This is a genomic window from Endozoicomonas atrinae (genome assembly GCF_001647025.1).
Lineage (GTDB): Bacteria > Pseudomonadota > Gammaproteobacteria > Pseudomonadales > Endozoicomonadaceae > Endozoicomonas > Endozoicomonas atrinae.
Genome location: NZ_LUKQ02000006.1, coordinates 16,908 through 38,118 on the forward strand (window position 1 = coordinate 16,908; position 21,211 = coordinate 38,118).

17 protein-coding genes are annotated in these 21,211 nt (G+C 48.4%); 11 read left to right on the plus strand and 6 right to left on the minus strand.

What is annotated here, in order from left to right:
* Positions 1–84: 84 nt before the first annotated feature.
* The 4 genes from ddpX to gltA all read right to left on the minus strand — a co-directional run bounded on the left by ddpX (position 85) and on the right by gltA (position 3,474).
* Positions 85–657, minus strand: a complete 573-nt coding sequence (gene ddpX, locus AK963_RS01840) for a D-alanyl-D-alanine dipeptidase (RefSeq protein ID WP_066013603.1) — start codon at positions 655–657, stop codon at positions 85–87.
* A 46-nt stretch (positions 658–703) separates the two neighbouring features.
* Positions 704–1,324 carry an HAD family hydrolase gene (locus tag AK963_RS01845; protein WP_066013607.1) on the minus strand — a complete coding sequence of 207 codons (621 nt, stop codon included), beginning with the start codon at positions 1,322–1,324 and terminating at the stop codon, positions 704–706.
* Positions 1,321–2,046, minus strand: coding sequence for a TerC family protein (locus tag AK963_RS01850; protein WP_066013609.1), 726 nt, complete (start codon positions 2,044–2,046; stop codon positions 1,321–1,323). Before AK963_RS01850 ends, AK963_RS01845 begins: the two co-directional genes overlap by 4 nt.
* 135 nt (positions 2,047–2,181) lie before the next feature.
* A complete protein-coding gene (gene gltA / locus AK963_RS01855) occupies positions 2,182–3,474 on the minus strand; it encodes a citrate synthase (protein WP_066013611.1) in 1,293 nt (430 codons plus the stop codon).
* 464 nt (positions 3,475–3,938) lie between these two features.
* On the opposite strand from gltA, the gene sdhC reads away from it, so the two are divergent.
* The 10 genes from sdhC (at position 3,939) to AK963_RS01905 (ending at position 16,489) form a co-directional block, all read left to right on the plus strand.
* Positions 3,939–4,313, plus strand: a complete 375-nt coding sequence (gene sdhC / locus AK963_RS01860) for a succinate dehydrogenase, cytochrome b556 subunit (RefSeq protein WP_066013690.1) — start codon at positions 3,939–3,941, stop codon at positions 4,311–4,313.
* Positions 4,307–4,675, plus strand: a complete 369-nt coding sequence (gene sdhD, locus AK963_RS01865; RefSeq protein ID WP_066013612.1) for a succinate dehydrogenase, hydrophobic membrane anchor protein — start codon at positions 4,307–4,309, stop codon at positions 4,673–4,675. The genes sdhC and sdhD overlap by 7 nt, the downstream gene beginning before the upstream one ends.
* Before the next feature lie 3 nt (positions 4,676–4,678).
* On the plus strand, positions 4,679–6,451 hold the full coding sequence (gene sdhA / locus AK963_RS01870; RefSeq protein WP_066013614.1) for a succinate dehydrogenase flavoprotein subunit: 1,773 nt from the start codon (positions 4,679–4,681) through the stop codon (positions 6,449–6,451).
* 13 nt (positions 6,452–6,464) lie between these two features.
* Positions 6,465–7,169: a succinate dehydrogenase iron-sulfur subunit gene (locus tag AK963_RS01875; RefSeq protein WP_066013615.1), complete on the plus strand. Its 705-nt coding sequence runs from the start codon at positions 6,465–6,467 to the stop codon at positions 7,167–7,169.
* A 377-nt stretch (positions 7,170–7,546) separates the two neighbouring features.
* Positions 7,547–10,381, plus strand: coding sequence for a 2-oxoglutarate dehydrogenase E1 component (locus tag AK963_RS01880; RefSeq protein ID WP_066013692.1), 2,835 nt, complete (start codon positions 7,547–7,549; stop codon positions 10,379–10,381).
* A 138-nt stretch (positions 10,382–10,519) separates the two neighbouring features.
* On the plus strand, positions 10,520–11,749 hold the full coding sequence (odhB, locus tag AK963_RS01885; protein WP_066013620.1) for a 2-oxoglutarate dehydrogenase complex dihydrolipoyllysine-residue succinyltransferase: 1,230 nt from the start codon (positions 10,520–10,522) through the stop codon (positions 11,747–11,749).
* Between the two features lie 114 nt (positions 11,750–11,863).
* Positions 11,864–13,303, plus strand: a complete 1,440-nt coding sequence (gene lpdA, locus AK963_RS01890) for a dihydrolipoyl dehydrogenase (RefSeq protein WP_066013622.1) — start codon at positions 11,864–11,866, stop codon at positions 13,301–13,303.
* A gap of 122 nt (positions 13,304–13,425) precedes the next feature.
* A complete protein-coding gene (gene sucC, locus AK963_RS01895; RefSeq protein WP_066013624.1) occupies positions 13,426–14,592 on the plus strand; it encodes an ADP-forming succinate--CoA ligase subunit beta in 1,167 nt (388 codons plus the stop codon).
* Entirely contained in the window at positions 14,592–15,464 is an 873-nt protein-coding gene (gene sucD / locus AK963_RS01900) for a succinate--CoA ligase subunit alpha (protein ID WP_066013626.1), read from the plus strand. The genes sucC and sucD overlap by 1 nt, the downstream gene beginning before the upstream one ends.
* A gap of 146 nt (positions 15,465–15,610) precedes the next feature.
* Positions 15,611–16,489, plus strand: coding sequence for a prenyltransferase (locus AK963_RS01905; RefSeq protein WP_175404412.1), 879 nt, complete (start codon positions 15,611–15,613; stop codon positions 16,487–16,489).
* Between the two features lie 99 nt (positions 16,490–16,588).
* Here the strand turns inward: AK963_RS01905 and gspD are convergent, their stop codons facing one another.
* Together gspD and AK963_RS01915 are read right to left on the minus strand one after the other, a co-directional pair.
* Positions 16,589–18,634 (minus strand): type II secretion system secretin GspD, encoded by a 2,046-nt coding sequence (gene gspD / locus AK963_RS01910; protein WP_066013633.1) that lies wholly within the window; start codon positions 18,632–18,634, stop codon positions 16,589–16,591.
* An 89-nt stretch (positions 18,635–18,723) separates the two neighbouring features.
* Positions 18,724–19,371 carry a type II secretion system protein N gene (locus tag AK963_RS01915; RefSeq protein WP_066013635.1) on the minus strand — a complete coding sequence of 216 codons (648 nt, stop codon included), beginning with the start codon at positions 19,369–19,371 and terminating at the stop codon, positions 18,724–18,726.
* A gap of 292 nt (positions 19,372–19,663) precedes the next feature.
* Between AK963_RS01915 and gspE the strand changes: the two genes are divergently transcribed.
* Positions 19,664–21,199: a type II secretion system ATPase GspE gene (gene gspE, locus AK963_RS01920; RefSeq protein WP_238593616.1), complete on the plus strand. Its 1,536-nt coding sequence runs from the start codon at positions 19,664–19,666 to the stop codon at positions 21,197–21,199.
* Positions 21,200–21,211: the final 12 nt, after the last annotated feature.

Below are 21,211 nucleotides of genomic sequence, written 5' to 3' on the forward strand. Positions count from 1 at the left end.
CAGCAAGTGGCCTTTTGACTGTATTTTTTGCCATGGCTTGCTATGGGAAGGGGTTAATACTAAAAAAATAAAGTGAGCAAGCGGTTACACTAGTGTCGGTGGTATCAGATCCGGTTTAATAATTGGATAATTCAGGGCCTCGGGCAGTTGATAGTGCCACCATTCCGTATCAATAGGATCAAAGCCGGCAATATTCATCACACCCGCCAGAAGTAGACGATTGCGTTGTGCCTCTTCAGAAATCTGCTCGTTGCCATGATGTGCCAAAGAGCGAAAATCATCGAATGCGGTACCCATCTCAAGCTCACGGCCAAAGTGGTCAATAATGGTGAGGTCAACCGCTATGCCTCGGCAGTGGGTACACAAGCCGGTTTCTGGATCAGAAACGTAATCTGGATCAGGCATAAACCTGAAGAGCTCTGCCTGCGCGGCCTTTGGCCTGAAAGCATCCCATACTTTCAGTTTCAGATTCAGAGGGCGCAATAGTTCTGAAGCCCGCTTGAGTCCTTGTGCGGCTAGTGGGTGTAGATAGCAGTCGTGGCTTTTATAAACCGGATTTCCGGTAAAATTATTGCTGGTTGCATACGCCATTTCGATTTCAATGCCAAACTGTTCTGCAGTAATCAGTGTCAGTTCTGTGGGTATGGTTGTTTTCATTGAGGCTATCTCGCATTTTTATTTCAAGATCGTTGTCAGATCTGTTTCAAGTATTGATTAAACTCAGCAAGTCTTCGGGATGCTTCAGAAAATAGTCAGGTTTTCCTCTTCTCAGGGTTGCTGCGTCATGCCAGCCCCATCCTGCAGCAACCGTTTTAACCCCGGCAGCCTTTCCTTCAATGATGTCACCCAGAGTATCTCCAATATAGTAAACCGGGAGACCAGGGTTGTTTTTTGCAATGAAGCGAATTTTCTCGGCTTTGTTAAAAGATTGATCAGCTCCAGATATTCCCTGAAAACAGTTTAGTTGCTGGTTCTTCAAGAATGTATGAGCAGCCGAGGTAAAGTTTGCTGTGATCAGGAAAAGAAAGTGGTCTTTACACAGTATTTCAAGAGTCGGTTTGATGCCGGCAAAGCAGGTTGCCTTGGTCAACGCGTTATTCATATCGCTGGCCAGTTGCAGGAAAAGGTCAGACTGGAGGCTTGGTAAGGGTATGACGCGACCCAGGCTGGTCATGAAGTTATCTTCGAATAGACTGAGAATTGCTTCTTTGCTGCACAACTGGGGCTGATTCAATGATGCAGCAAACTGCTGGAAGCATGGATAGCAAACTTCCCAAGAGTCGGCAAGAACACCGTCCATATCAAAGATTAATACTGCTTTCATGAGATGGGGCGCTTCCTGAGTCGAGAATTAAGCATTTCCACGATGAGGGAAAACGCCATGGCAAAGTATATGTAGCCTTTGGGAATGTGGAAGTCCAGACCATCAGCGACGAGCGATACACCAATCAGAATCAAAAAACTGAGGGCCAGAACCTTGAGCGTCGGATGATCACTGACGAACTCGCCAATAGAGCGGGCAGCAAACATCATAACAATCACCGCCAGCACTATGGCTGATACCATGACCCATAATTGATCCACCAGTCCGACAGCGGTAATGACGCTATCCAGAGAGAAAACCACGTCAATGATGGCTATCTGGCCAAGAATAAAGAAAAAATATTTTGTTGATTGTTTGCCTGAGGATGTTTCAGGTTCTCCTTCGGACAGTCCTTCAATGGATTCGTGTATCTCATGAGTTGATTTCCAGATAAGAAATAGCCCTCCTGTCAAAAGAATGATATCTCTGCCGGAAATAGCCTGATCCAGAATGAAAAACAGGGTTTCTGTCAGGCTCATGATCCAGCTTAGAGAGAATAACAGACCAAGCCGGGTAATCATGGCCAGCCCCAGACCAATATTTCTGGCATAAGCGCGCTGGTGGGAAGGAAGCCGATCAACAAGAATAGTAAGAAAAATAATATTATCGATGCCGAGGACAATTTCCAGAGAGGTCAGGGTGAGCAGGGCAATCAGTGACTCAGGAGTGAATAGCAGATCCATTGCCTGTTTCCATTGGTCTGAAGGATATTTACCTTAGCTTAGACAATGAAAATAACCGGGTACTAATGATGGGAAAAGTGGGGATAAAGCCCGGCATCACCTCTGGAAGTGATACCGGAAGAGAAAAGAAGGGGGTTAGCTGCGCTCAGCTACAGGTACGTAGTCACGCGTTGTCTCACCGGTGTATAGCTGACGAGGGCGCCCGATACGGTAATCACCGCTGATCATCTCATGCCAGTGGGCAATCCAGCCAGGCGTGCGGCCGGTAGCAAAGATTACTGTAAACATCTCGGTTGGAATGCCCAGAGCCTTGAGGATAATTCCGGAATAAAAGTCCACATTGGGGTAGAGTTTCTTCTTGATGAAGTACTCATCTTCCAGGGCAATTTTCTCCAGACGCTTGGCAATCTTGAACAGAGGATCATCTTCCAGGCCCAGTTCAGTCAGGACTTCGTCGCAGGTCTGCTTCATCACTTTGGCACGAGGGTCAAAGTTCTTGTAAACACGGTGTCCAAAGCCCATCAGACGGAATGGGTCATCTTTGTCTTTTGCTTTGGCAATGTATTCATCGATATTGGCTTCATCACCAATCTCGTTCAGCATAACCAGTACGGCTTCATTGGCGCCGCCATGAGCAGGGCCCCAGAGTGCAGCGATGCCGGCAGCAATACAGGCAAATGGGTTGGCGCCGGAAGAGCCTGCGAGACGAACGGTTGATGTGGACGCATTCTGTTCGTGGTCAGCGTGCAGCAGGAAAATACGGTCCATTGCTTTTGCCAGGACCGGCTTGACTTCATACTCTTCACAGGGTGTGGCAAACATCATATGAAGGAAGTTGCCGCCGTAGCTCAGGTCATTTCGAGGATAAACAAACGGCTGGCCAATGGAGTATTTGTAAGCCATCGCAGCCAGTGTAGGCATTTTGGAAATCAGGCGGTAGGCGCAGATTTCTCGATGTACTTCATTGGTGATGTCCAGTGAGTCGTGATAGAACGCAGACAGAGCCCCGACAACACCACACATTACCGCCATGGGGTGGGCATCACGACGGAATCCGGAGAACAGATCGCTCATCTGCTCATGGATCATGGTGTGACGCATGATGGTGTTTTCAAACTTTTCCTTTTCCTGGCGGCTGGGGAGGTCTCCATAAAGCAGCAGGTAACAGGTTTCCAGGTAATCAGACTGCTCAGCCAGCTGTTCTATGGGGTAACCACGATGCAGAAGAATGCCATTGTCGCCATCGATGTAAGTGATTTTGGACTCACAGGACGCAGTAGAAACAAACCCCGGATCGTAGGTGAACAGACCGCTGGAAGTCAGCCCCCTGACATCAACAACATCAGGCCCAAGAGAGCCTGAGTAAATCGGTAACTCCAGAGCCTGGTCCGTGCCGTCAATGGAGAGTAGAGCTTTCTTGTCAGCCATTTATGGCCTCCTGTCATGCCGTTTGGTCTCGTTATAGTTACTTTAGATGGATGCTTTTACAAAAATGAAGCCACAAAAAAATCACAAATAAAGCCGGGGGTCTGTTTAAAAAGTATTCGAATTAAGTGTTTTTAGCCCCCTTTTACGGTTCGACCACTATAGAGAGATATATTTTTTTGTCAAACGAACTGATGATGAATGTAATCCGTAATAGGTATGTGATTTTCGGCTTCGTGTTTTAGGGGTAAGTGCTTAATAAAGTGAGCAATTGTAATTACATGTTAGAGTGTATATACTCCGACCCCGAAGCCGTATGGGCCGGTTTTTCTGACCCCCGGCTTTAAATTGAGGGGGAATCGTTTATCTCGCATTTAGCGTTTCCCGCCTGCTTGTCGTAGGGTCCAGAGAACCTGGATGTTCTTGCTGATTCTGCTGTGTACGCCACCGAGCGTTGGGGCAAAAGAGTGAATAGCAAAAGACCTGTCAATCTCGATATTACAACAATCAAACTACCCCTGCCTGCATACACTTCGATATTGCATCGCATATCGGGTGTCATCCTGTTTATTGGTCTGGGTTTTCTTTTATATGGACTAGAACTGTCGCTTGCTTCTGAGGAGTCATTTGGCTCTCTTAAAGACTTGCTGTCAGCTCCTCTGGCGAAATTTATAATCTGGGGCATCCTGTCTGCCCTGATTTATCATTTTATTGCCGGAGTGAAACATCTTTTGATGGATGTGGACGTGGGTGATGGCAAAGAGTCCGGAAGGCTGGGAGCTATCATTACTCTGGTTCTGTCAATAGTGTTGATTATCCTTGCGGGGGTTTGGGTATGGTAACCAATATCACCAATTTGTCCCGCAGCGGGCTTTATGACTGGATGCTGCAAAGGCTGACGGCAATCATTCTTGGTGCCTATTCGGTTTTCCTGCTTGGTTATCTGGTCATGAATCCTGACCTTCAGTTCGGCCAATGGGCTGAGCTTTTTGACGAAACATGGATGCGGGTTTTTACCCTGCTGGCGCTGATTTCTATTCTGGCTCATGCTTGGGTTGGTATGTGGACGATTACCACTGACTATTTTAATGATCGCGCTTTTGGCGGTAAGTCCGTTCTAATTCGTTTTCCTATGCAGGTTGTGTGCTTTATTGCCTTGTTCAGCTATGTGATCTGGGGCGTGCAAATTCTTTGGGGGCTTTGATCGATGTCAGCACTTCGTACCCTTACCTATGATGCCATCGTTATAGGTGGTGGGGGCGCAGGCATGCGTGCTGCGCTCCAGCTTACTCAAGCCGGAATTAAAACGGCCTGTGTCAGTAAAGTATTTCCTACCCGTTCTCACACGGTATCTGCCCAGGGTGGTATTACCTGTGCGATTGCCAGCTCAGATCCTAAAGATGACTGGCGCTGGCATATGTTCGATACCGTAAAAGGCTCCGACTATATCGGTGACCAGGATGCTATTGAATACATGTGTTCTGTAGGACCTCAGGCGGTTTTCGAACTGGAGCATATGGGCTTGCCATTTTCCCGGACCGAAGAGGGGCGAATTTATCAGCGTCCCTTTGGTGGTCAGTCCAAAGACTTTGGTAAAGGTGGTCAGGCCGCCAGAACCTGTGCAGCTGCAGACCGTACTGGGCATGCACTGCTTCATACTCTGTATCAGGCTAACTTGAAAGGTGGAACAACCTTTCTTAATGAATGGTATGCCGTTGATCTGGTGAAGAACCAGAAAGGTCAGGTTGCCGGTGTTATTGCTATTGATATTGAAAGCGGCGAAACCGTTTATATCAAGGCAAAGGCAACGGTAATGGCTACCGGTGGTGCAGGCCGTATATACGCTTCTACCACCAATGCCCTGATCAATACCGGTGACGGTATCGGCATGGCACTGCGCGCTGGGTATCCTATGCAGGATATGGAGATGTGGCAGTTCCACCCGACCGGTATTCATGGTGCGGGTGTACTGGTAACCGAGGGTTGCCGGGGTGAAGGGGGGTACCTGATTAACAGCGAAGGTGAGCGCTTCATGGAGCGTTATGCGCCAAATGCCAAAGACCTTGCTGGTCGGGACGTTGTTGCTCGCTCTATGGTTATTGAGATCCTCGAAGGTCGTGGTTGTGGTCCCAACAAGGATCACGTACTGCTGAAGCTGGATCATCTGGGTGAAGAGACGCTGAACCTGCGTCTGCCCGGTATCTGTGAACTGTCTAAAACCTTTGCTCATGCCGACCCTGTAAAAGTACCGGTGCCTGTGGTACCAACCTGTCACTATATGATGGGCGGAATTCCAACCAATGTTGGCGGTCAGGCTCTTCGTCAGGATGGAGCGGGTAATGATGCAGTGATTGAAGGCCTCTATGCCTGTGGTGAAGCAGCCTGTGTATCAGTTCACGGTGCGAACCGTCTGGGTGGTAACTCTCTGCTGGATCTGGTGGTCTTTGGTCGCGCTGCAGGCCTGCAGATAGAGAAGAACCTGAAAGAAGGCTTTGACTCTGTTGATGCTTCTGACAGCGATGTTGAAGCAGCCCTGTCCCGACTTGATCGCCTTAATAAGTCAAGCAGTGGCGAAAGTGTTGCCAAGGTTCGTGCTGACTTGCAGAACACCATGCAGCTTTATTTTGGCGTGTTCCGTGAAGGTGAGAGCATGCAGAAAGGTCTCCAGCTGTTGGATGAGCTGGGTGAGCGGCTGGCGAACCTTCACCTTGAAGATAAGAGTCTGGCTTTTAATACGGCCAGGGTTGAAGCACTGGAGCTGGAAAATCTGTTTCAGGTTGCCTATGCAACTGCTGTTTCTGCCGAGGTTAGAAAAGAATCACGTGGAGCTCATGCCCGTAATGATTACCAGGAACGGGATGATGAAAACTGGTTGGTGCATTCACTTTACTCGCCTATTGATAAATCTGTGAGTAAGCGTGCTGTTAACTTCGCACCGGCAACAATGGAGGCGTTTCCTCCCAAGGCAAGAAGCTACTAAGGGAGAGAGGGTTATGAAGGTAAGTGTCTATCGCTATAATCCGGAAACCGACAAAAAGCCCTATATGATGGACTTTGATGTCGCTATCCCGGAAGGCAAGGACCTGATGGTTCTGGACGTTCTGAATCTGATTAAAGAGCAGGATCCAACACTGGTTTACCGACGTTCCTGTCGAGAGGGTGTTTGTGGCTCCGACGGCTTGAGTATTGGCGGTACCAATGGTCTGGCCTGTATCACCCCGTTGTCGGAAGCTGCCAAGGGGAATAAGCTGATCATCCGTCCACTCCCTGGTTTACCAGTTATCAGGGACCTGGTTGTCGATATGAGTCTTTTCTATAAACAGTATGAAAAGATTAAGCCATACCTGATTAACGATAATCCGGCTCCAGCAATTGAACGCCTCCAGTCCCCTGAAGACAGAGAGAAGCTGGATGGGCTTTATGAGTGTATTCTCTGTGCCTGTTGCTCAACAGCCTGCCCTTCATTCTGGTGGAATCCAGACAAGTTTGTTGGGCCTTCCGGTTTGTTGCAAGCTTATCGTTTTCTTGCCGATAGCAGGGATACAGCGACAGAGGAGCGCCTGGCGGAGCTTGATGATCCGTTCAGTGTTTTCCGTTGCAGAGGCATTATGAACTGTGTCAATGTCTGCCCCAAAGGCTTAAACCCAACGCGGGCTATTGGTCATATCAGGCAGATGTTGTTTAAGAGCGCGACATAGTATAGTTGTGGGTCATTCCACCCTGTTGGTGGTTGGTAATCAAAAGTACCTCCCTGAAGTCTTTTCTTGGGGGTACTTCCGAACCATAGAGTCGCGAACTTAGCTAAGCTGTGTCAGGAGTGTGCAGGCGGCTTCTGGCAGTATTAAGCCTGTTGTTGAATGCGTTTTGAAATGAATTGTGCTGCTGCCATCCGGAATTATGGGGGCGCAATAGCTTGAACCAGCAGGGGCGGTCGGAAAACATCCGATCCTATCTGAGGGGGATTGTTCACTGACTGACTATCGACACCATCAGTGACATCTGTTTTTCAGCCAGTCAGGGTTGTTAAAACAGACAGGTTTCCCGGGATAAGCCCCAGACTCACGGGGTAATGATCATGCAAGAAGGTGTAATGCAGCTGATGTGGAGTTCATCCCACATTGCAGGGGGAAATGCTGCATACGTCGAGGATATGTACGAACGCTATCTGCGCGATCCCAATAGCGTAGAGGTGCAGTGGCGTGACTATTTTGAAAAGTTGCCCCCGGTTAGTGGTGGAGGAGCAGACGTTCCACATTCTACCATCCAGGAAAATTTCATCCTTATGGCGCGTCAGCGTCAAACTACCCGCCCGATTCAGACGTCTTCTGTTTCCAGCGATCATGAACGCAAGCAGGTTCAGGTTTTGCGTTTGATCAGTGCTTTTCGGATTCGTGGTCATCAGAAGGCCGTTATCGACCCTCTTGGTGTGATGAAGCGGGAAGAATTCCCTGATCTGTCCCTTGCATACCACGGTCTCAGCGAGGCTGACCTTGATACTGAGTTTCAGACTTCAACCCTTTTTATCGGTAAGGAACACGCTCCTCTACGGGAAATTTTCGACGCATTGAAAGCCACCTATTGCGAGTCAATTGGTGTTGAGTATATGCATATTCCTCAGACAGAAGAGCGTCGCTGGTTCCAGAGTCGTATGGAAAGTGTTCGCAGTCGTCCGGAAGTAGGGATTGAAGCCAAACTTCACTTACTGGAGCGATTGACCGCAGCGGAAGGTCTTGAAAAATACCTGGGTACCAAGTTTCCCGGAACCAAGCGATTTGGCCTGGAAGGTGGTGAGTCGCTGATCCCTATGCTGGATGAGATTATTCAGCGCTCTGGCTCCTATGGTTCCAAAGAGCTGGTAATCGGTATGGCTCACCGTGGCCGTCTGAACGTTCTGGTTAACATTCTGGGTAAGAAGCCTGGCGATCTGTTTGATGAGTTTGAAGGCAAAAAACTGGTTGAGCGTGGCTCCGGCGATGTGAAATACCATCAGGGTTTTTCTTCCAATGTTATGACGCCGGGTGGAGAGGTGCATCTTGCTCTGATGTTTAACCCATCGCATCTGGAAATTGTTACCCCTGTTGTTGAAGGTTCTGTCAGAGCCCGTCAGGATCGTCGTAAGGATTCAGTCGGCAATAAGGTAGTTCCTATTGCCATTCACGGTGATGCTGCTTTTGCCGGGCAGGGGGTTGTCATGGAAACCCTGCAGATGTCCCAGACCCGTGCCTATAAAACCGGTGGAACTATTCATATCATCATCAACAATCAGGTTGGCTTTACCACCAGTTTCCGTGAGGATGCCCGCTCAACGGAATACTGTACTGATGTTGCCAAGATTGTAGGAGCGCCGATCCTTCATGTTAATGGTGACGATCCTGAAGCGGTTCAGTTTGCCACCAAGCTGGCACTTGATTATCGGATGGAGTTCCATAAAGACATTGTTGTTGACCTCGTCTGTTACCGTCGTCGCGGGCACAATGAAGCGGATGAGCCATCCTCAACTCAGCCGATGATGTACAGCAAGATTAAAACCCACATGACCACCCGTGATCTTTATGCCAAGGCTCTGCTCGGTGAAGGTGTGATCAGTGAGGCGGGTGATAAAGACCTGGTAGAGAGTTTCCGTAATGCGCTCGACAATGGTGAGCATGTGGTCAAGGCTCTGGTAAAAGAGCCTAATAAAGAGCTCTTTGTTGACTGGACTCCCTATCTTGGTCATGAATGGACTGCCCGTCATGATACCCGAGTTGCTGTAGGAACACTTCAGGCATTAGGGCAGAAGCTCTGCGAAATTCCGGAAGGTTTTGTGTTACAGCGTCAGGTGAATAAGATCGTTGAGGATCGCCGGAAAATGGCAGCAGGGGCTCTGCCAATTAACTGGGGGTGTGCTGAACTGCTGGCCTATGCATCACTGTTAATGGAAGGCAGTGAAGTCCGAATTACCGGGCAGGATGTTGGTCGGGGAACGTTCTCTCACCGGCATGCCGTTTTCCATAATCAGAAAGATGGCTCTACTCTGGTCAACCTGACAAAGCTTTCTGAAGATCAGCCGCGATTCCAGATCTGGGATTCTTTCCTGTCGGAGGAAGCGGTTCTGGCCTTTGAATATGGTTACTCAGCGACTAAGCCGAATGCCCTGGTTATCTGGGAAGCTCAGTTTGGTGATTTTGCTAACGGTGCCCAGGTGGTTATTGACCAGTTTATTTCCAGTGGTGAGCATAAGTGGGGACGCTTGTCTGGCCTGACTATGCTGCTGCCCCATGGTTATGAAGGGCAGGGGCCTGAGCACTCATCTGCCAGGCTTGAGCGATTCCTGCAGCTGTGTGCGGAACACAATATTCAGGTTTGCGTTCCGACAACGCCAGCACAGGTGTTCCATATGTTGCGTCGCCAGGTACTTCGTCCGTTGCGTAAACCATTGGTTGCATTTACCCCGAAGAGTCTGCTCCGTCACAAACTGGCTACCTCTTCTCTGGAAGAGCTGGCAGATGGTAGTTTCCAGACTATTATCCCTGAGGTTGACGGTCATGAGCCATCAGCCATCACCCGGATGATTATGTGTTCAGGCAAGGTTTACTATGATCTGCTTGAAAAGAAGAGAGCGGAAGGGCTGAATGATACGGTTATTATCCGTATTGAACAGCTCTACCCATTCCCTCAGGACGATCTGGATGAGTTGATTATCAGTTATCCAAACCTGAAAGATGTGGTCTGGTGTCAGGAAGAGCCAATGAACCAGGGGGCATGGTACTGTAGTCAGCATCACATGCGTCGCTCAGTTGCCGTACATCCGAATAAAACGATGAGTCTCAAATACGCAGGGCGAGAAGCATCAGCAGCTCCCGCATGTGGTTATATGTCAACACATGCCCAGGAACAGCAGCAGTTGGTAAATGATGCTTTCAGCATTTGAAAAATGAAAATTACTGCTCAAGACTGAGCAGTGATATTAGTTAAACGGCCAGCAGGTATTACTTATCGATCTGGCCAGAGCGTTTATCACAGTTACAGTGTTAAACGCTCAAAGGGGCGAAGACGCAAAGGATCAATAATGGCCACTGAAATTAAAGCACCTACTTTTCCTGAATCCGTTGCTGATGGCACAGTCGCAACCTGGCACAAGAAGCCTGGTGAGCAGTGCCAGCGGGATGAACTGCTGGTTGATATCGAAACCGATAAAGTGGTTCTTGAAGTTGTTGCTCCAGCAGATGGTGTTTTGAGTGAAATTATCAAGCCTGAAGGTGAGGTTGTTCTCAGCAGTGAAGTTGTTGGAATCTTCGAAGAAGGTGCTTCTGCTGGCACCGCCCCGGCCTCTGTTGAAGCATCAGCCGCTCCGGTAGCTTCATCGGAAGCCATTAAGGAAGAGCCTGTTCTCCATCCTGCAGCACGGCGCATGGCTGATGAGAAAGGTCTTGATCCTGCTGCCATTACCGGTACTGGTAAAGGTGGTCGTGTAACGAAGGAAGATGTGGTTCGTCATGTTGAAGGTGGTGGCCAGGTGTCATCTGCCCCGGCAGCTGCTTCTACTCCGGTTGGTTCTACACCTCAGGTAGAGGCAACAGCGCCTGTGTTTGCCGGTGAGCGGGTAGAGAAGCGGGTACCTATGACCCGCCTGCGTGCCAAAGTTGCTGAGCGCCTGGTTCAGGCTCAGCAAAATGCAGCCATGTTGACTACATTCAATGAAATCAACATGAAGCCGGTCATGGAACTTCGTGCCCAATATAAAGATATGTTTGAGAAGCGGCATGGTGTTCGGCTTGGTTTCATGTCTTTCTTTGTAAAAGCCTGTGTGGAAGCACTCCGTCGTCATCCGGTGGTTAATGCTTCTATTGATGGTAATGATATTGTCTACCATGGCTATCAGGACATTGGTGTAGCTGTCTCCAGTGACCGTGGCCTGGTGGTTCCAGTGCTTCGTGACACCGAAGATATGAGCCTTGCCGATATTGAAGCAAAAATTCGGGAGTTTGGTAAAAAGGCAATGGATGGTAAGCTTGGCATCGACGAGATGACAGGCGGAACTTTCACCATTTCTAATGGCGGTGTATTTGGTTCACTGCTGTCAACTCCAATCCTGAACCCGCCTCAGTCAGCGATTCTGGGTATGCATAAAATTCAGGATCGCCCAATGGCGGTCAATGGCAAGGTTGAAATTTTACCGATGATGTACCTTGCCCTGTCATATGACCACCGACTGTTGGATGGTAAGGAAGCGGTCACCTTCTTGGTGACCATCAAGGAGCTGCTGGAGGATCCAGCCAGAATGCTTCTGGACGTTTGATTCCAGACTTTATGGGGCAGTCGTATTGTTTCGTATCTTTTATACTGTGCTGCCCATTATTGCCTTGACCTGTTATACCTTGTTTATTTAAACCGTTCGTTTTGGAAATAACTTATGGCAAATCAGTTCGACGTGGTAGTTATTGGCGCAGGCCCTGCTGGTTACGTCTGCGCTATTCGCGCAGCCCAGCTGGGGCTGAAAACTGCCTGTATCGAGAAGTGGTCCGATGATAAGGGCAAGGCCAAACTGGGTGGAACCTGCCTGAACGTTGGCTGTATCCCTTCCAAGGCGCTTCTGGATAGCTCCCACAAATACATCGAAGCCAAGGAAGATTTTGCCAAGCACGGCATTATGCACAGTGGTGTAGACATCGATGTGCCTGCAATGATTGCCCGTAAGGACAACATTGTAAACCAGCTGACGACTGGTGTTACCGGGCTGTTCAAAGCAAACGGTGTGACCTTGCTGGAGGGTGCCGGTAAGCTGCTGTCTGGCAAGCAGATTGAACTCACCAAGGCTGACGGCTCTGTTGAAGTTGTTGATGCTGCGAACGTAGTTATTGCAACTGGCTCTCGTCCGATTGAAATTCCACCTACCCCGCTAACTGAAGGTCTGATAGTTGACTCTACCGGTGCCCTTGAGTTTCAGGACGTTCCCAAGCGTCTTGGCGTTATTGGTGCCGGTGTCATTGGTCTGGAACTGGGCTCTGTATGGGGTAGGCTGGGCTCTGAAGTGGTTGTTCTTGAAGCTCAGGATAAATTCCTGGCGCTGGCTGACCAGCAAATCGCTAAAGAATCCCAGAAAATATTCAAGAAGCAGGGACTTGATATTCGTTTGGGTGCCCGTGTAACCGGCTCTGAGGCTAAGGGCAGCGAAGTTGAAGTTACCTATCAGGATGCCAATGGCGATGAGCAGAAGCTGACTTTTGATAAGTTGATTGTTGCTGTCGGCCGTCGTCCATATACCGAAAACCTGCTGGCTACCGACTCAGGTGTTAACCTGGATGAGCGTGGTTTCATTTTCGTTGATGATCACTGTGCAACTGACGTTCCTGGCGTGTACGCCATTGGGGACGTGGTTCGAGGCCCGATGCTTGCTCATAAGGGTAGTGAAGAAGGCATTATGGTGGCAGAAATCATTGCTGGCCAGAAAGCACAGATGAACTATGACCTGATTCCTTCCGTTATTTATACTCACCCTGAAGTGGCGTGGGTCGGTAAAACAGAAGAAGAAGTCAAGGCCAGTGGCGAAGAGTACAAAGTAGGTACCTTCCCGTTTGCTGCCAGTGGTCGTGCACTTGCTGCCAATGAAAATCATGGCATGGTCAAGGTGATTGCTGACAAGGCAACTGACCGTATTCTTGGTGTTCATGTTGTGGGTCCCAGTGCTGCTGAGCTTGTCCAGCAGGGTGTTATTGCAATGGAGTTCGCTGCCAGCAGTGAAGATCTTGCTCTGACTATTTTCTCACATCCAACCTTGAGTGAAGCGCTGCACGAAGCGGTTCTGGCTGTTGATGGCCACGCTATCCATATTGCCAATCGCAAGCGCCGCTAAACTTATCTTATGGGGAGCGGTCAGGGTCGACCTGCTCCCTTCTCCATAGAAAATATCCAGGGATATGGATTGACGAGAAACTTAAAAACAACGCTCAAATAAAAATAGAGGGCCGCGTCAGAATGAATCTTCACGAATATCAGGGCAAACAGCTCTTTGCCAAATATGGGCTGCCCGTGTCTCAGGGCATTGCTGCGGATACTCCAGAACAGGCAGCTGCCGCTGCCGATGAAATCGGTGGCAATCAGTGGGTTGTTAAGGCTCAGGTACACGCCGGTGGTCGTGGTAAGGCTGGTGGTGTCAAATTGGTCACCAGTAAGGACGAAATCCGCGCGTTTGCTGAGAAGTGGCTGGGCAAAAACCTGGTAACTTATCAGACAGATGAAAATGGCCAGCCGGTCAGCAAAATACTGGTTGAAAGCTGCACTGACATCGATAAAGAGCTTTACCTTGGAGCCGTTGTCGATCGAGCAACCCGTCGAATTGTTTTCATGGCCTCCACTGAAGGTGGTGTTGAAATTGAGAAGGTGGCGGAAGAAACTCCAGAGAAAATTCTTAAAGCCACTGTTGATCCTTTGACCGGTGCCCAGCCTTATCAGGCGCGTGAGCTGGCATTCAAATTGGGTCTGGAAGGAAAGCAGATTAAGCAGTTTACCCAGATTTTCCTTGGTCTGGCGAAACTCTTTCAGGAGTGCGACCTTGCCCTGCTGGAGATCAACCCACTGGTTATCACTAAAGAAGGTGACCTGCACTGCCTGGATGCGAAAATCAACATCGATAGCAATGCCCTGTACCGTCAGCCACAGTTGAAAGCCATGCATGACCCTTCACAGGAAGATGCCCGTGAAGCCCATGCTGCAGAGTGGGAGCTGAACTACGTCGCACTGGATGGCAATATTGGCTGTATGGTGAATGGTGCAGGCCTTGCCATGGGCACCATGGATATTGTCAAGCTGCATGGTGGTGCTCCTGCCAACTTCCTCGACGTAGGTGGTGGTGCAACCAAAGAGCGTGTTACCGAAGCATTCAAAATCATTCTTTCCGATGACAGTGTGAAGGCCGTTCTGGTAAATATTTTTGGTGGTATTGTCCGCTGTGACCTGATTGCTGAAGGTATTATCGGCGCTGTTAAGGAAGTAGGCGTTGAAGTACCAGTGGTTGTTCGTCTGGAAGGTAACAATGCTGAGCTGGGTGCACAGACCCTTGCCAATAGTGGACTTGATATCATCGCGGCCAACAGTTTGACCGAGGCTGCTCAACAGGTAGTTAAGGCAGCGGGGAACCAGTAATGAGCGTTTTAATCAATAAAGACACTAAAGTTATCTGCCAGGGATTTACTGGCGCTCAGGGTACTTTTCACTCTGAACAGGCTATTGCTTATGGTACCCAGATGGTGGGTGGCGTAACACCTGGCAAGGGTGGCCAGACTCACCTGGGCCTGCCTGTATTCAATACGGTTGCTGAAGCGGTTGATCAGACTGGTGCAGAGGCTTCTGTTATCTACGTTCCAGCCCCTTTCTGTAAAGACTCCATTCTTGAAGCGGCTTATGCCGGCATCAAGTTGATTGTCTGCATCACTGAAGGTATTCCTACGCTGGATATGCTGGAATGCAAGGTTAAGTGTGATGAGCTGGGTGTTCGTCTTATCGGTCCAAACTGCCCGGGTGTCATCACGCCAGGTGAGTGCAAGATTGGTATTATGCCTGGTCACATCCATCTTCCTGGCAAGGTGGGTATTGTTTCCCGTTCCGGTACACTGACCTATGAAGCGGTCAAACAAACGACTGATTATGGCTTTGGCCAGTCTACCTGTGTTGGTATTGGTGGTGACCCAATTCCCGGTTCCAACTTTATCGATATTCTGGAGCTCTTCCAGAATGATGATAAGACCGAAGCCATCGTTATGATTGGTGAAATCGGTGGCTCTGCTGAAGAAGAGGCGGCTGCTTATATCAAGGAGTATGTAACTAAACCCGTTGTTTCTTACATTGCCGGCGTAACAGCGCCTCCAGGTAAGCGTATGGGCCATGCCGGTGCGATTATTGCCGGTGGTAAGGGTACTGCAGATGAGAAGTTTGCGGCACTTGAATCTGCGGGAGTCAAGACCGTTCGAAGTCTTGCTGATATTGGTGAAGCATTGAAAGAAATTACCGGCTGGTAATCACTTTGCGTTTCTAAACCAACAAAAAAAGAGGGTAATTGATTTATCCTCTTTTTTTGTGCCTGATTAATGATGAATCGGTATCTTGCTATAGCAACGAAAGGGGAATTTAAATATCCTCCCTGATTTTGCTCAGGAGTCTGCCGGTGGATACACTTGATTTGAATCCAGACAAGTATCGGCTTGTCAGAGCCCTCAGACCCTTTTCCTATTCCGTTGCTCTGGTGACCTGTGGTTTGGGTGTGGTTCTGGCCTATCAGCAGGGTAACGGTAATGAGCTTCGGGCATTGCTGGTTATTCTGGCGGGAGTATTGCTTCAGGCAGCCTGTAACCTTGCCAACGATCATGCGGATATCGTCCTTTGGCGTAAACAGCCAGGTGAGCTGTCCAGACAGGTTGTTCGTCAGATTAAAATCAACTTCTTGCTTGCCGGTGTTTTTTCTTTTGTGGCATGCCTTATGGGCTTGTGGCTGGTTAATGAAGTTGGCTGGCAATTACTGATGCTGGGGATATTCGGCGTTATTGGTGGTTATTTCTACACAGGTGAGCCCGTGAACTATAAGCAACGAGGTTGGGGGGTTCCTGCTGTTTTCCTCTTTACCGGCGTGCTGATGGTCAGTGGTGCTTATTACGCTGTGGGTGGGGTATGGAGTAATGAGGTCGTATGGATATCCATACCGGTAAGTCTGTTGGCTTCGGCACTTATCCTTTCAAATGAGATCCGGGATTATCTGGATGATATCGGTCATAATATTCGCACGTTAACCGTTCGTATAGGGCTGATTAAGGCGAAATGCCTTTATGCCGTGCTTCTGCTGGCAGGGTTTCCCCTCAGTGTTATGTTGTACTATTTGGGAGAGCTGGAAAACCCCCTTTATCTGTTGATAGCGCTCCCTTTTGCTATTGCACCTCTCAAGTTGCTTTCCAATCAATCAGGTGATGCAGAGATGGTTCGTCTGCCTCCTCTGACGGGACGTTTCTTTATTATCTTTGGGCTGGGCTTCATCCTTTCTATTCTTTTGTAAGGGGTCAATGAAGCAACTCCATTTCCTGCTGTTTCACGAAAACCAAAAGCTCCTGGCACATTGGGGTTTTTGGTTTCTGCTTGTAAATGCTGGAACCAATCAGTTCCTGTTTCTCAGATCAAACGTTTCTGTTTCAAATAACTCATCGGGCCGCTCTGGAAGGTTAATAGACTTTCTGGTGTTGCCATTACCGATAAGTTTCAGCTTGGTAAATCGATCCTGGGTCGCTTTTAGAAGTGTTTCAGAGTTGCGCATGATCGTTGGCCGAATGAACAGCATCAGGTTCTTTTTCTCATCTCCGGACTGATTGTAACGGAAAAGGTTGCCAAGAATGGGAATGTCTCCAAGCAGCGGCACTTTTTTCCGGCTTTTGGATTTGATGTCTTCGATCAGCCCGCCAATAACGACGGTCTGCCCATCATCCACCAGTACAGCGGTCTTCAGGGAGCGGGTATTGAACAGCAGGTCATTACTATCCGAACCAAGGAGTTGCTTGGTCGTACCTACATCAAGGGAAGAAACCTCTTGCTCCAGCATCAGTCTTAGACTGTTACCTTCATTGATATGGGGAGTGATTTTCAGTTTTAAACCTACATCCTTTCGCTCTGTTGTTGTGAAAGGGTTGTTACTACTGCCACTGGAAGATGTCTGGTATGAGCCGGTTTTTATGGGAATATTTTTACCGATAATCAGCTCTGCTTCCTCGTTGTCCAAGGTCAACATACTGGGTGTAGACAATATATTGTTATTGGATTTAGAGCTCAAAGCGCTAACTAAGACACCGAAATTATCGGCGCGAAGGGCCAGTGAACCCAGAGCAATACCTGCATTATCAAGAATATGACCAGTTATACTGCTTTTTACGCTGCTACCACTGTCAGAACTGGCTGCTGTGCTACGAATGGTTTTTGTTCCATCAATACCCCACTGAATACCCAGGGCATCATTAATGCCGCCGGATACTTCAACAATGACAGCCTCCAGTAAAACCTGAGCTCTGGGAACATCAAGCTGCCTGACAATTTTCTCCATTTCCTGAAGGGTTTCCGGGTCGGCAATCATTACCAGAGCGTTCTGAGTTTCATCCGCTTTTACAAAAGCCGTCGTTCCTGCCGACTTGCTTTTAGCACCAGATTTGGTGGTAGTTCTAGCCTGGGAAGATGACTGATTAGACGATGCGGTTGGAGAGACTGAGCCCGATGCGACAGGTGACGATTGGGTGGAAGCGGCTTTTTTCCCCTGGCTGTCCTGAATGATTCCTGATGCTTCGGAAAGAATTTCAGCAATGTTTTTGGCATCAGCAAAACTCAGGAACATGACTTTGGTGGTTGATTTTCGAATACCTTCCTTATCAAGGGTATCTGCCAGCTTCCTGACCCGTGCGCGTTTGCTGGCATTGCCCTTAACCACCAGACGATTGCTTCGCTCATCTGCGATCACTTGAAGCCCGCTGGGTAGCTGCCCCTTTCCGGTGACCAGCGTGTCAGAGATTATTTTTGATACATCCCCGACCCAGGCGTGTTTCAGCTGGATGACTTCGTAGTCATTATTTCCAGCGTCATCCAGCTCCCTGACCAGTTTGGTGATGCGCTCGACATTATCGGCAAGGTCGCTGATGATGACCGCATTACTGGAGGCAGATGCAGCAGCATGCCCGTACTGGGCAATCAATGGGCGAATGATTGGGATAACTTCAACGGCAGATACGCTGTGCAGGTCAATAACCTTAGTTGTCATTACGCCATCAATTGGCTTTTGAGTGTCTCCGGGGCTGCTGGTTTTGGCAGTCGTTGTAGGAACAACATTAATAATATGGCCATCGGATTTTGGAATGACGGTATAACCATTAGCGGACAGTACTTCCAGGAAAACATCGTAGACTTCATCCCGAGTCAATGGCTTACTCGAAATGACGGTAACGGTATTGCCACCTTTAATCCGGGGATCGATGACAAATGTCTCTCCGGTTATTTTGGCAACCTGGGTGATAAATTCTCGAATATCGGCATTCTGCTGATTCAGTGTCCAGAGCTTATCATCGGGCAACGGTACGGTATTATTTGCAGCGGCGGGCTGTAAACCGGTATTTACCTCGGCAAACAGCTGTGTAACTGCCAGCAGCAGTAGCAGGGGAATTGCTCTCATTGACTTCCTGTGATGAGGGTGCGGTAAAAAGAGTAGCGCTCTGGTGTTCATGTTATGACCATTAACTCAGCAGTTTGTCATTGTTGTCGTTACAGTTCCTGACTGGCTTCCTGCAGTTTTTCCCTGAGGTCCTGCATTCGCTGTTCAAGAGACATGTCATCCGGATAATCATGGTTGCCCGGGCGCTGCTCCATTGACTCGGGGATGTCTTCCGCAACAGGCCTGAATTCCTGAAAGGCTCTGGAATCTCTGGCTGTTTCTGGAAAGTATAGTTTTTCAAGTTGATTACCCCGTTTAATGACAATGTGATCAGAATAAACCTGATTCAATATGGCGCCTCCAGGAAGTGGGTCACCAATTTCATATAACTTGTCCTGGTTGGATACCTGAATAATTGCACTTGCGTACTTTTTGTTTTCAATCCCTGATAGAGCCCCTCTGAGAATCAGGTTCATTTTGGTTATCGGGATCTCTTTATTGTTTTGAGTTATTTCCTGATTGTCGCTATAGCCAAAAATAAGATCAAAGTCTTCCTGCTTAATTGTTGAAGTGCTTTTCGAAACGACAGTTTTGTTATTGTCGCTGTGTTTCAAAGATTCGCTGCTGACTATTTGATAGAAGTTAAATGCTTGAAAACTGATGCTAAGGATCATGATGATTAAAATAATCAGAATCATAAGGTTCCGGTTATTTTTATGCCCCCATTGCAGAAATGTGGTGGGAACCACTGGTTTCATGGTCATATCTTCTGAAGTTAACGAAACGGATTAATAGGCTATTCTTTAGTCTAAATAAAAGCATAAGAGTCTTGTTTTTTAAAGAAATAAGTTTTTTCAAAAAAAACTTTACATTTTTTTTGAAAAGCCAGTAGAAAAATTTGATTTTATGGTTTGTAAAATAGGAATAATGCTCCAGACTGCTTTTGTTGTCTTGGATTTGGTGCCAATAAAACAAGCTTAGTATTTACTGATCTGTCGAGAAATAATTAACCAGAAATGACAGGTGCTTCCCTTTTGATTTAAGGAGTTAATGATATTGGCTACATTGCTAACCGATGGCTATGACCCTGAAGACGAGGCTGAAAGTGAAGCCAGTGTGTTACCAAGACTGCCTTTTAGCTTTGCCAAAAGGCATGGCGTTGTTCTTATTGAGAATGATAAAGGGGCTGCCACACTTTATTTTCATAACACACCTGCGGCTGACCTGATTGCTGAAATCAGTCGCTTTTCTGGTGTTTTTCCTGCCTATGAGCGGGTAAGTGTCGAAAAACTGTCAGAGGTGCTGGCTCACTGCTATCACAATGATAGTTCTGAGGCTTTGCAGGATGCGGCTGGAATCAGCGATCACCTGGATCTGACCAGTCTTGCGGATGCCGTTCCGGTCACGGAAGACCTGCTTGAGCAAAGTGACGATGCTCCAGTTATCCGTTTAATTAATGCGTTGCTGACAGAGGCTATCAAGGAAGGTGCTTCAGATGTCCACATTGAAACGTTTGAGTCGACACTGGTGGTTCGGCTTCGGGTTGATGGAGTTTTAAGGGAAGTACTGTCACTTCAGAGAACCATTGCATCTTTATTGGTTTCTCGCATCAAGGTTATGGCTCGGCTGGATATTGCCGAGAAACGTGTGCCCCAGGATGGCCGCATTTCACTGAGGGTTGCCGGCAAGGAAGTGGATGTTCGGGTTTCCACGCTGCCATCCAGCAACGGAGAGCGGGTGGTGCTAAGGCTTCTGGATAAAGCGGCAGGCCGTCTTGAACTCAGGCACCTTGGGATGACAGAGCATAACCGTTCTCTTATCGAAGGTCTGCTGAAAAAGCCTTATGGCATCATTCTGGTGACGGGGCCAACGGGATCAGGCAAGACAACCTCGCTTTATGCCAGTCTTACTCTACTGAATGACCAGACTCGAAACATTCTTACTGTTGAAGATCCCATTGAGTATCACCTGGAAGGGATTGGCCAGACCCAGGTAAACACAAAAGTTGATATGACGTTTGCCCGGGGATTGAGAGCTATTCTAAGACAGGATCCTGATGTGGTGATGGTTGGAGAAATCCGTGATAAGGAAACCGCTGAAATAGCTGTACAGGCAAGTTTGACCGGGCACCTGGTGCTTTCAACACTTCATACCAATACTGCTGTCGGTGCGTTGACCCGTCTCCAGGATATGGGCATTGAACCTTTTCTGATGTCTTCCAGTCTACTTGGGGTGATAGCGCAACGTCTGGTCAGGGTGCTCTGCAGTGACTGTAAGGCTCCATACCACCCTGATGATGCCGAATGTCAGCAGTTAGGTATTGATTCTCCTGACGGGGTAACGCTTTATCACGCTGAAGGGTGTAAGGCCTGTAATTTCAGTGGCTATCGTGGCCGTACCGGAATTTATGAAGTTGTCGTTATTAATGAACAGGTCCGGCGAATGATCCATGCTCTCAAAGGGGAGCAGGAGATTACTGACTATGTTCGTGAGTCCAGTCCCGGCATACGTGAAGATGGAAGCAGAAAAGTACTGGAAGGGGTAACCACACTTGAAGAGGTGCTTCGGGTTACCCAGAAAGACTGATAAGTGCCAGAG